The 12,408-nt window shown below is 64.8% G+C and carries 7 protein-coding genes and 1 tRNA gene; 5 read left to right on the plus strand and 3 right to left on the minus strand.

From position 1 onward, the window contains the following. Positions 1–2: 2 nt before the first annotated feature. Together BM031_RS00990 and BM031_RS00995 are read right to left on the minus strand one after the other, a co-directional pair. The gene (locus BM031_RS00990; RefSeq protein WP_091869883.1) at positions 3–1,124 is read right to left on the minus strand and encodes a beta-ketoacyl-ACP synthase III; all 1,122 of its coding nucleotides are present in this window, start codon (positions 1,122–1,124) and stop codon (positions 3–5) included. 104 nt (positions 1,125–1,228) lie between these two features. After that, positions 1,229–2,650, minus strand: a complete 1,422-nt coding sequence (locus BM031_RS00995; protein ID WP_091869886.1) for a S41 family peptidase — start codon at positions 2,648–2,650, stop codon at positions 1,229–1,231. A 443-nt stretch (positions 2,651–3,093) separates the two neighbouring features. Between BM031_RS00995 and BM031_RS01000 the strand changes: the two genes are divergently transcribed. The 4 genes from BM031_RS01000 to BM031_RS01015 all read left to right on the plus strand — a co-directional run bounded on the left by BM031_RS01000 (position 3,094) and on the right by BM031_RS01015 (position 11,186). Then, positions 3,094–5,325, plus strand: coding sequence for a TonB-dependent receptor plug domain-containing protein (locus tag BM031_RS01000; protein WP_091869890.1), 2,232 nt, complete (start codon positions 3,094–3,096; stop codon positions 5,323–5,325). Positions 5,326–5,397: 72 nt separating this feature from the next. Beyond that, positions 5,398–7,449 (plus strand): M13 family metallopeptidase, encoded by a 2,052-nt coding sequence (locus BM031_RS01005; protein ID WP_091869893.1) that lies wholly within the window; start codon positions 5,398–5,400, stop codon positions 7,447–7,449. An 86-nt stretch (positions 7,450–7,535) separates the two neighbouring features. Then, positions 7,536–9,602 (plus strand): M13 family metallopeptidase, encoded by a 2,067-nt coding sequence (locus BM031_RS01010; RefSeq protein ID WP_091869896.1) that lies wholly within the window; start codon positions 7,536–7,538, stop codon positions 9,600–9,602. Between the two features lie 87 nt (positions 9,603–9,689). After that, the gene (locus BM031_RS01015) at positions 9,690–11,186 is read left to right on the plus strand and encodes a right-handed parallel beta-helix repeat-containing protein (protein ID WP_229408345.1); all 1,497 of its coding nucleotides are present in this window, start codon (positions 9,690–9,692) and stop codon (positions 11,184–11,186) included. A 56-nt stretch (positions 11,187–11,242) separates the two neighbouring features. On the opposite strand, the gene BM031_RS01020 is transcribed toward BM031_RS01015, so the two are convergent. Beyond that, positions 11,243–12,115, minus strand: a complete 873-nt coding sequence (locus tag BM031_RS01020; RefSeq protein WP_091869902.1) for a c-type cytochrome — start codon at positions 12,113–12,115, stop codon at positions 11,243–11,245. Between the two features lie 202 nt (positions 12,116–12,317). Between BM031_RS01020 and BM031_RS01025 the strand changes: the two genes are divergently transcribed. Beyond that, positions 12,318–12,393, plus strand: a tRNA-Arg gene (locus BM031_RS01025). Positions 12,394–12,408 lie beyond the last annotated feature (15 nt).

Raw genomic sequence — 12,408 nt, forward strand, 5'->3', positions numbered from 1 at the left:
CCTCATTTTTTGCGCACCACCACACACCCAATCGAATACCCCGCCCCAAACGAACAAATCACCCCGTTCGCCCCGCTCGGCAAATCATCCTGGTACTTGTGGAACGCAATGATCGACCCCGCCGACGAGGTATTGGCGTAGGTGTCGAGGATCACCGGCGCCTCGTTCGGCTCCGCGTCGCGTCCCAGCAGGGTGCGGGCGATGAGCAGGTTCATGTTCAGGTTGGCCTGGTGCAGCCAGTAGCGCGAGACGTCGGCGATCTGGAGGCCTGAGTTCTGCACCGTGTCGGCGATCATCTCGGCGGCCATCGGGCACACTTCCTTGAACACCTTGCGCCCCTGCTGGCGGAACAGCTTGTCCGGCGCGCCGACGCCGGCTTCGTCGAAGCGGTTCATGAAGCCGAAGTTGTTGCGGATGTTGTTCGAGAATTTGGTCTTCAGCTTGCTGTCCAGGATTTCCCACTGGTGTGCGGACGTCGCGGTGTCCGCCGCTTCCACGATCACGGCGGTGCAGGCGTCGCCGAAGATGAAGTGGCTGTCGCGGTCGCGGAAGTTCAGGTGGCCGCTGGTGATTTCCGGGTTCAGCATCAGCACGGCGCGCGCGCGGCCGCTCCGTACCGCGTCGACCGCGGTCTGGATGCCGAAGGTGGCCGAAGAGCAGGCCACGTTCATGTCGAAGCCGAAGCCGTCGATGCCCAGCGCGTCCTGCACTTCGACCGCCATGGCCGGATAGGCGCGCTGCATGTTGGAGCAGGCCACCAGCACCATGTCGATATCGGTGGCCTGCTTGCCGGCGCGCTCCAGCGCTTCGCGCGCCGCGGCCACGCACATCTCGGCCTGCAGCGACAGCTCATCGTCGCGCCGTTCCGGGATGCGCGCGGTCATGCGGCGCGGGTCCAGGATGCCTTCCTTTTCCATCACGTAGCGCGACTTGATGCCCGAGGCTTTTTCGATGAAGCCGCTGCTCGAGGCTTCCAGCGCAGTGGTTTCGCCGGCGGCGATGGCCGCGGCATTGTCCTGGTTGAACAGCTCGACGTAGGCGTTATAGGCCGTCACCAGCTCGTCGTTGGAGATGGAATACTGGGGCGTAAACAGGCCGGTGCCGCTGATGACGACAGGTTTCATGTTGGGACTTTCAAAGGAAATAACGGGAGTTGCCCGTGAGATGCAGGAATTCTACACGCTCGTGCTTATCGTGGGAATTGTCGGATTTGACAGGCCCGAGGAGCTCAGCGCGCGTGCTGCGCCAGGGTGGCCCCGCCGGCGCGGCGCGAGAGCTGCACCTTTTCGCCCTTGAGGTGGCGCAGGGCCTGGGCCAGCTGGAAGTCCTCGCTGCTGCCATAGTCCACCGGTTTGCGCAGGCGCGCTTCGGCCAGCAGGCGCATTTGTTCTTCGAGGTCGTCGGCGCGGGTGGCTTCTTCCTTGTCGCGGTCGTTCGACAGGTGGCGCTCGAGGTCGGCTTCGCGCATGCGCAGCGCGTTCAGGCCGTCGCCGTCCGCGGTTTCGTCGACCGGGAAATCGGGGACGATGCCGCGCGCCTGGATCGAGCGCCCGGCCGGGGTGTAGTAGCGCGCAGTGGTGAGCTTGACGGCGGCGTCGCGGCCGATCGGGCGGATGGTCTGCACCGAGCCCTTGCCGAAGGTCTGGCTGCCAAGGATGATGGCGCGCTTGTAGTCCTGCAGCGCGCCGGCCACGATTTCGGAGGCCGAGGCCGAGCCGGTATTCACCAGCACCACCATCGGCAGTTTCTTGAAGGCCGGCGGCAGCTTGGACAAGGGGTCGCCGCCGCTGCGCAGCATGTAGAACTCGGGGCGGCCGTAGAAGCGCTGGCGCGAATCGGCCAGCTGGCCATTGGTCGAGACGATCTCGGCGTCTTTCGGTAAAAAGGCGGCGGCGACGCCGATCGCGCCCTGCAGCAGGCCGCCGGGATCGTTGCGCAGGTCGAGCACCAGGCCTTTCAGGTCCGGGTCCTGGCGGTACAGGGCCTGCAGCTTGGCCGCCATGTCGTCCACGGTGGGCTCCTGGAACTGCGAGATGCGCAGCCAGGCGTAGCCCGGCTCGACCATTTTCGCCTTGACGCTTTTCTGGATGATCTCGCCGCGCTCGATGGTAAAGCGCAGCAGGGCAGGGCTGTCCTTGCGCGCGATGGTCAGCACCACCCTGGTGCCCGGCTCGCCGCGCATGCGCTTGATCGCTTCGTCGATCGGCACGCCCTGCACCGGATGGCCGTCGATCTGGGTGATCAGGTCGCCTTCCTTGATGCCGGCATGCCAGGCCGGCGAATCCTCGATGGGAGCGACGATCTCGACGTAGCCGTCGTCGCTTTCGGAGATTTCGATGCCGAGGCCGACGAAGCGGCCCTCGGTGCCTTCGCGCAGCTCGCGGTAGGCGCGCGGGTCAAGATAGGCGGAATGCGGGTCGAGCGAGGCGACCATGCCGGTGATGGCCTGCGACAGCAGGGCCTTGTCTTCGACCGGTTCGACATAGGTGGACTTGATAACGCCGTAGACGTCGGCCAGCTGGCGCAGCTCGGCCATCGGCATGCCGGCTTCGACCGGTTTCTGGGCCAGGGCGGAAAACTGCATGGTCACCGCGACGCCGGCAATGGCGCCGAGGCCGACGAGACAGGAATTCTTGAAAGTGGAGCCCATGGTTTTTCCGGTTGACCGCCACAGCTGCGAAGCATGAGATAGCGCAAGCCTAGTATACGCCCGATCGCTAAACACCTGTTACGTGGCGGTCAGCTTGGTAAGCAAATGTAAGAGTCCAAGCGAGCGCAACAGCACAAACCTATAGTCAATCTCAGTTTTTCTCTCTCTCCACTGTTTGAAGTGGTCTTTGCCCGCGGCCCCCTCCGCGGGCTTTTTTCTTTCCGATTCTACAGTTCCCACGCAAGCGCTCCCTGCGTCACCGCACGGTGTTGTGACGTACCAACACATGCATATGCGATATCACCCGGATTGCATGTATCGAAAAGTAAAAAAGCCCCTGGGGCCGTTGCTGCCCCATGTGCAGCCGCTAGAATGCCTGAAGCCCCCTACCGTCGTGGACGGTGGGCGCGCATTCGGGATGTTCACGGTATAAAACAATAAAGATGAAGAAAATCGTATCGATCGCCTGCGTGGCGATGCTCGGCTCGGCCGCAGCGCACGCCGGCGGCCAGTCGGCGGCGCCGGAAACGCCCCCGGCGCCACTGCAGGCGACGGAAACGCCGGCAGTACCAGTCAAGAAAGCCCCGGCCAGCGGCGACATGCAGCAGGTGACCATCAGCGGCAGCCGCGCCAACGATACCGACCAGCGCCGCCTGTCTACCGCCGGCAAGATGGTGTTCGGCCGCGAGGAACTCGACCGCAACGGCGACAGCAATGTGGGCGACATCCTCAAGCGCCTGCCCGGCGTGACCATGGGCGGCGCCCCGGGCGGCCGTGGCGGCGGTGGCGTGCGCATGCGCGGCATGGGCAACGGCTACACCCAGATGCTGGTCAATGGCGAGCGTCCGCCTCCGGGGTTCTCGCTGGAGTCGCTGCCGCCCGACCAGGTCGAACGCATCGAGGTGATGCGCGGCCCGGTCGCCGAGCACAGCACCCAGGCCATTGCCGGCACCATCAACATCATCCTGCGCGAAGGCTACCAGCAGAAGGACAGGCAGGTGCGCCTGAGCGACAGCGTGACCCGCGGCCAGCACTCGCCCAACGTCTCGGTGGCGATTCCCGGCAAGTCGGGCAAGCTGTCCTGGCTGACCAACGTCATGGTGAGCCAGAACCGCAACGAGAGCGACAGCACCACCTACGACCGGGTCGAGCGCCGCGACGGCAGCCTCGATAGCAAGCAGTTGCTGGAAGGCCGCAGCGACAGCCGTTCCACCGGCCTGCACGCGACCCCGCGCTTCACCTACACCTTCGACAACAAGGACACGCTGACGCTGCAGCCCTTCATCGGCATCAACCGCAGCAGCAGCCGCCTGGCCAACCAGGTCGAGCGCCTGGGTGGCACGCCGGTGTACGCGCGCCTGGCCCAGCAGTCCGAATCGGACATGGCCTTCTATCGTGTGATGAGCAACTGGCTGCACCGCATGGAAGGCGGCGCCAAGCTGGACTTCAAACTCAGCGGCGGCGGCATGAACAACGACAGCAGCAGCCAGCGCCGCACCTTCGGCTTCGGCGGCGAGCCGCTGCGCGTGTTCAACGACGAAGGCGACACCCGCTACCGCGGCCTGCAGAACTCCGGCAAGTACACCCGCCCGATCGGCAAGGGCCACCTGCTGGCGGCCGGCTGGGACCTGGAAGGCTCGCGCCTGGAGCAGACCCAGGTCTCGGAAGACGACGGCGGCCCGCTGTACGAGGAATCGGGCGCCAACCTGTCGGCCGAACAGCGCCGCGTGGCGTTTTTCGTGCAGGACGAATGGGACATCACCGAACGCTGGTCGGCCTACCTGGGCCTGCGCTGGGAAGGCATCCGCACCACCAGCGACGGCCGCGCGGTGGACGTCAAGAACACCAGCCGCGTCTGGAGCCCGGTGCTGCACACCGTCTGGCGCCTGCCCGGCACCGAGAAGGACCAGGTCCGCGCCAGCCTCACGCGCAGCTACCGCGGCGCCCCGCTGCAGGACATGATCGCCGCGCCGACCATCTCGGCCGACAACTCCTTCGTGCGTCCGGACCGCAGCGGCAACCCGGCCCTGAAACCCGAGCTGGCGACCGGCATCGACCTGGCCTACGAGCACTACATCAGCAAGACCGGCATCGTCTCGGCCAGCGCCTTCGTGCGCAATGTCGATGACCTGATCCGCCGCGTGGTCGAGGAAGTGCCGACCAGCCAGGGCCTGCGCTGGATCTCGCGCCCCATCAACGTCGGCAAGGCCAGGACCAGCGGCATCGAACTGGAAGCGAAGTTCACGCTGGCCGACGTCATGCAGGACGCGCCGAACGTCGACGTGCGCGCCAATTACAGCCGCTTCTGGTCGAACGTCGACGGCATTCGCGGGCCGTACAACCGCATCGAGGGCCAGGCCAAGCAGACCGCCAACCTGGGCGCCGACTGGCGCCTGAAGAGCAAGCCGCTGACCCTGGGCGCGAGCCTGAACTGGACGCCGGAACTGCTGGTGCAGCTGAGCGACGAAGAGCTGTCGCGCCAGGGGTCCAAGCGCCAGCTCGACCTGTATGGCCTGTGGCGTTATTCCGCCAATACGCAGCTGCGCGTGTTCGGCAATAACCTGCTGGCGAAGAACTACGACACGGCGCGTTTCGTGACCGTGCCCGAGGTATTTACTTCGACCCAGGCGCGCACTTACGCGACCGTGGGCGTGCGCCTGGAGCTCAAGCTCTGATGCGCAACCTTACCCGGGCGGCCACAAGCCGTCCGTTTTCCAGCAACCTTCCCAGCAACTGAGGACTACCCCGTGAAGCGACTCCTTTTGAGCACCCTGACCCTGTCCATGATGGCGGCTTTCGCCAACGCGGCGGATAACGCACCTGCCAAGCCGGCCGGCGCCCCGATCTCGGGCATCGACACGCAATTCATCGACACCAGCGTGCGTCCGCAGGACGATTTCTTCACCCACCTGAACGGCAAGTGGCTCAAGACCACCGAGATCCCGGGCGACAAGGCTAGCTGGGGCACCTTCATGAAGCTGCGCGACGACGTCACGCCGCAGATCAAGGCCATCATCGAGGCGGCGCAGGCGGACAAGTCGGCCAAGCTTGGCTCCGAGACCCAGAAGATCGGCGACCTGTACGCCAGCTACATGGATGAAGCGCGCCGCGAAGCGCTGGGCACCAAACCCCTGAACGGCGAACTGCAGAAGATCCGCTCGCTCAAGGACAAGAAGGGCCTGCCGACCCTGGTGGCCCACCTCGCCAGGATCGGCGTGTCGTCCCCATATGGCATCTACGTCAGCCAGGACATGCGCAAGTCGACCGAGCATGTGGTGTACATCTCGCAGGGCGGCCTCGGTATGCCGGACCGCGATTACTACCTGAAGCAGGACGACGCAAAATTAGCCGAAGTGCGCGCCAAGTACCTGAAGCACGTCGAGCAGACCCTGGCGCTCGCCGGCGTGAAGGATGCCGCGGCCCAGGCCAAGGCCATCGTCGATTTCGAGACCGAGCTGGCCAAGGTGCAGTGGACCCGCGTCGAGAACCGCGACCCGGTCAAGCGCTACAACAAGATGACGGTCGCCGAGCTGGGCAAGCTGGCGCCGGGCTACGACTGGAACGCGGCGCTGGCCGCGGCCGGCGTCGGCAACAAGCTCGACACCATCATCGTCAACCAGCCAAGCTATTTCACCGGCCTGAACGACGTGCTGGCCAAGACCGACCTGGCCACCCTGAAGTCCTACTTCGAATGGCAGCTGCTGCGCGAATTCTCGCCGCAGCTGACCAAGGCCTTCGTGGCCCAGAGCTTCTCGTTCTATGGCACCGCGCTGTCGGGCGTGAGCGAGCAGGCGCCGTTGTGGAAGCGCGGCGTCGGCACGGTGGAAGGCGCGCTGGGTGAAGCGGTGGGCAAGCTGTACGTGAAAGACCACTTCCCGGCCGAGCGCAAGGCGCGCATGGAAGAGCTGGTGAAGAACCTGATCATCGCCTACGGCCAGTCGATCGACAACCTGGAGTGGATGAGCCCTGACACCAAGAAGGAAGCCCGCGCCAAGCTGGCCAAGTTCACGCCGAAGATCGGTTACCCGGACAAGTGGCGCGATTACTCGAAGCTCACGATCAAGCGCGACGACCTGGTCGGCAACGCGATGCGCACCGCGACCTTCCGCTACAACTACCAGCTCAATAAACTGGGCAAGCCGGTCGACCGCACCGAATGGGGCATGACGCCGCAGACCGTGAACGCCTACTACCGCAGCACCACCAACGAGATCGTGTTCCCGGCCGCGATCCTGCAACCGCCGTTCTTCGACATGCGTGCCGACGACGCGGTGAACTATGGCGGTATCGGCGCCGTCATCGGCCACGAGATCGGCCACGGTTTCGACGACAAGGGCAGCCAGTCCGATGGCGACGGCAACCTGCGCGACTGGTGGACCGAGTCGGACCGCACCGCCTTCAAGGCCCGCACCGACAAGCTGGTCAAGCAGTTCAACGGCTTCTCGCCGCTGCCAGGCTATAACGTGAACGGCGAACTGACCCTGGGCGAGAACATCGGCGACAACGCCGGCCTGTCGATCGCCTACAAGGCCTACAAGCTGTCGCTGCACGGCAAGCCGGCCCCGGTCATCGACGGCCTCACCGGCGACCAGCGCTTCTTCATGGGCTTCGGCCAGGTGTGGCGCTCGAAAATGCGCGAAGCCCAGCAGATCAACCAGGTCAAGACCGACCCGCACTCGCCGGGCCAGTTCCGCGCCAACGGCACCGTGATGAACATGCCGGAGTTCTACCAGGCCTTCGACGTGAAACCGGGCGACAAGATGTACCTGGCGCCGCAGGACCGCGTGATCATCTGGTAAGCAGGCAGTAAAACAGACGGGCCGGTGGCGCAAGCCCCGGCCCGTTTTCCTATAACGACAACAACAAGCACAACACGGAGAGACCCATGAAACGACATCTGCTGAGCGCTGCGGCGCTGATCCTGGTGGCATCGGTGGCACACGCCGAATCCGCCAAAACCACCCCCGCCACCAAGGCCAAGGCCGCGGCGGTGCTGTCCCCCGGCATCGCTTTAGAGTACGTCGAACCGGGCGTGCGCGCCCAGGACGACTTCTTTGAACACCTGAACGGCAAGTGGCTCAAGACCGTCGAGATCCCGGCCGACAAATCGAGCTGGGGCGCCTTCCACAAGCTGCACGACGACACCCAGCCGCAGCTGCGCGCCATCATCGAGAAATCGGCCGCCACCCAGGGCGCCCGCGCCGGCTCGGAAGAGCAGCTGATCGGCGACTTCTTCGCCAGCTACATGGACGAAGCGCGCCTCGAGCAGCTGGGCATCAGCCCCCTGAACGGCGAGCTGGCCCGGATCGCCGCCATCAAGGACAAGGCCGAACTGCCGGCCACCTTCGCGCGCCTGGGCCGCCTGGGCGTCACCACGCCCTACGACTTCTACATCCACCAGGATGCCAAGGACTCCACCAAGTACGTGGCCGACCTGGTGCAGACCGGCCTGGGCATGCCCGACCGCGACTACTACCTGAAGCTGGACGACGCCAAGCTGGCCGACACCCGCGCCAAGTACCAGCAGCACGTGGAAAAAATGCTGGCGCTAACCGGCGACAAGAACGCCGCCGCCAACGCGAAAGCGGTCGTCGAGCTGGAAACCGAACTGGCGAAGATCCAGTGGACCAAGGTCGAGAACCGCGACCCGGTCAAGACCTATAACAAGGTCGATACCGCGAAGCTGGCCGAACTGGCCCCTGGCTTCGACTGGAACGCGTGGCTGGCGGAATCGGGTATCGGCGCCAAGGCCAATTATGTGATCGTCAGCCAGCCAAGCTACTTGAAGGGCATGGCCGAAGTCGTGAACCGCGTGCCGCTCGAGACCTGGAAGGTCTACCTGCAGCTGCACCTGGTGAACGGCTACGCCAGCTACCTGTCCAAGGCCTTCGTCGACCAGCGCTTCGCCTTCCACGGCACCACGCTGTCGGGCGCACCGCAGCTGGAACCGCGCTGGAAGCGCGGCGTCACCACCATCGAAGGCTCGCTCGGCGACGCGGTGGGCAAGCTGTACGTGAAAGAGCACTTCCCGGCCGAGCGCAAGGCGCGCATGGAAGTCCTGGTGAAGAACCTGCTGGCGGCCTATAAATCGTCGATCGACACCATCGACTGGATGAGCCCGGCAACCAAGAAGGAAGCCCAGGCCAAGCTGGCCAAGTTCACCCCGAAGATCGGCTACCCGAACAAGTGGAAGGATTACTCGGCCCTGAGCGTCAAGCGCGACGACCTGGTGGGCAACGTGATGCGCTCGCGCGTGGTGGAATCGAACCGCGAAGTGAACAAGCTGGGCAAACCGATCGACCGCGACGAATGGGGCATGACGCCGCAGACCATCAACGCCTACTACAACCCGGAACTCAATGAAATCGTGTTCCCGGCCGCGATCCTGCAGCCGCCGTTCTTCGACGCCGGCGCCGACGACGCGGTGAACTACGGCGGCATCGGCGCCGTGATCGGCCACGAGATCAGCCACGGCTTCGACGACCAGGGTTCGCAGTACGACGGCGACGGCAATATGCGCAACTGGTGGACCGAGGCGGACGGCAAGCGCTTCGCCGAGAAGACCAAGGTGCTGGTCAGCCAGTACAACGCCTACAGCCCGCTGCCTGGCTACAACGTCAACGGCGAACTGACCCTGGGCGAGAACATCGGCGACAACTCGGGCCTGGCGATCGCGTACAAAGCCTACAAGCTGTCGCTGAAGGGCAAGAAGGCGCCGGTGATCAATGGCCTCACGGGCGACCAGCGCTTCTACATGGGCTGGGGCCAGGTGTGGCGCTCGAAAATGCGCGAGCCGGCCCAGATCGCCCAGGTGAAGACCGACCCGCACTCGCCGGGCCAGTACCGCGCCAACGGCACCCTGAAGAACCAGCCGGGCTTCTATGAAGCCTTTGGCGTCAAGCCGGGCGACAAGATGTACCTGGCGCCGAAGGATCGCGTGATCATCTGGTAAATTTGTATTGACCCAAGACGAAGAAGGCCACGATCATGTCGTGGCCTTCTTTTATTTCACGCCAACACTCTGCCTCGACCCGAGACCATGCGCACTCCTTCCTCTCACTCCGGCACCATCCACCGTTCGCGCCGCGGCCGGCCCAGGACCATGCGCCGCGTCTTCCTGCTCGGGGGGCTGGGCCTGGCGCTGGCGGCGGCTGCCGGCGCCACCACGCTGTACTACCTCGACGATGCCGGCATTACGCCACGTTCGCTCGGGCCGTATGTCGAACGCCGCAGCGAGGGCCACAACTCGGTGTTCGAAAGCATCGGCCAGGCCACCAGCCGATGGCTGGTCGGCGCGGACCGCGGCAACCAGCCATTACGCGCGCAGGGGTGGAGCGGCAGGGTAGGGATGCAGGCTTCCAGCTATGCTGCCGGCGTCCCGGACGGCCAGGTGGTGCTGGTCTCCGACGGCGACGGCCTGCTGCGTGCGATTGCGGCGGCCCAGCCAGGCCAGGTCATTACCCTCATGCCCGGCAGCTACCAGGTCAACCGTACCGTCGAGGTGGCGCGGCCTGGCCATGCCGGCGCGCCGATCGTGGTGCGGGCGGACAAGGCCGGTAGTGTCCACCTGGCCTTGAATACGATCGAAGGGTTCAAGGTATCGGCACCGTATTGGCGTTTCGAAAACCTGTCGCTGCAGGGCGTCTGCAGTGACGGCTGCGAGCACGCCTTCCATGTGGTGGGCAATGCCCACCATTTCGCGGCGGTGAACAACCTGATGGTCGACTTCAACGCACACGTCAAGGTCAATGCCGAACAGGGGCGCTTCCCCGATCATGGGCTGCTCGAATCGAATACGCTGCGCAACACCAGCATTCGCGTGACCACCAGTTCGGTCACGCCGGTCGACGTGGTTGCAGCCAGCCATTGGGTCATCCGCCGCAACCTGATCAGCGATTTCATCAAGGGCGCCAGCGACGGCGTCAGTTATGGCGCCTTCGTCAAGGGCGCCGGCAGCAATAACCTGCTCGAGCAAAATGTGGTGCTGTGCGAAGACCGCCTGCGCGGGGCGCCAGGCCAGCGCGTCGGCCTGTCGCTGGGGGGCGGTGGTACCGGGAGGGAGTTCTGCCGCGACGGCAGGTGCATCACCGAGCAGGAAGACAGTACTTTACGTGCCAACCTGGTTGCCTCATGCTCGGACGACGGCATCTACCTGAACGCGGCTGCGCGCAGCAAGTTGATCCACAATACGCTGGTCGACACTGGCGGCATCACCGTGCGCTTCGCCACCAGCAGCGCCAAGATCGACGGCAACCTGGTCGATGGCATCATCCGCAGCCGCGACAACGGGATCGTCCACATGGGGGACAACCGGTATTCGTCGGCGGCGCGGCTGTATGCCGGCAGCCATCCCCAGCGCGCACTGTTCCGCGACCCGCTCGACTTCGACTTCCGCTGGCGCGAGCCGGTGGAACGCCGCATGGCTGCCAGTGACGCAGTGCCCGACCTGTGCGGGCCGGCACGAGCGGACAAGCCGCGCTACGGGGCATTCGACGACTTCGGCGGCTGCCTGGCGGCGTCCCCGTCTTCACCCTGAAGGCGAAAAAAACCCCGGATCCGGTCCGGGGTGTTTGATCGGCCCTGCCGCCACGCTTATTTCGATGCCGCGACCATGTAATCCACGGCAGCCTTGATGTCCGCATCGGGCGCCGTCGATCCGCCTTTTGGCGGCATCATGCCGGCCTTGCCCTGAAAGCCCTTGATGGCGTGCTCGTAGAGTGTCGGTGCGCCCTGCGCGATGCGTGCGGTCCATGCCGCCTTGTCGCCCAGCTTCGGCGCGCCGGCGATACCAGCGCCATGGCAGGCCACGCAGGCCGCGTTGTAGACGCCCTGGCCGGACGCCTGGGCCACCGCGGGCGCCGCAGCGGGGGCAGCCGCTGCTGCTGCCGGCGCAGCAACCGCTGCAGCTGGCGCCGGCATTGCCGCGGCTTCCGCCGCCACCGCCGAAGGGGCCGGAGCCGGCGCGGCCGGTTCCTTGAAGCTGGCTCCGCTCTTGTTCGTCATGAACACAACGGCACGCGCCACTTCCACGTTGTCCAGGTCGGGATTGCCGCCCTTGGCGGGCATGGCGCGGATGCCTTCGATCGCATGCTTGACCAGGGTGTCGTAACCCTGGCCCAGGCGCGCACCCCACGACGCGGTATCGCCCGTCTTGGGCGCACCCGCGGCGCCACTGTCGTGGCAGGCCGCGCACACCGCCGCATAGACGGCACTGCCTGCCTGCAGGACGCGCGGCGCGTTGGCATCGACCAAGGTGAAGTCCTGTTCAGCCAGCGGACGGATTCGATCGGCAACTGCTTCAGTGCTTTGGGAGGTGGTCCCAGCGCCCGTCAGCTTGTCGCTGGTGGCAAAGACGACCAGCAGGATGATGCCGATAACAATGACCAGGAAGAAACCGGCGACAGCGACGATGAGCTGCTTCGGAGTGCGGATGACTGATTCGTGTTCGTGGTGTGCGTCGCTCATGATTTCCTTAATACCATTAAAAAAACCTGCTACCTTCCCGGCGCCTGCACCCATGCGTGCTTTTTTGGAAACGCCGCCAAACGGCCGATTATAGACGTAAAGTAATTCACTGTGGCACGCAAATTGTGTGGACGCCACCCTTTCCATGGACGGCACGCCCGAATTTCTGTATCCTTCGGCATCACTTCTGTTTCCCTCCCGTGCGGCTGTAGCTCAATGGATAGAGTATTGGCCTCCGAAGCCAAGGGTTGTGGGTTCGATCCCCGCCAGCCGCACCAATCATTTTCCTCCGC

This window comes from Massilia yuzhufengensis (assembly GCF_900112225.1).
GTDB classification, from domain to species: Bacteria; Pseudomonadota; Gammaproteobacteria; order Burkholderiales; family Burkholderiaceae_D; genus Telluria; species Telluria yuzhufengensis.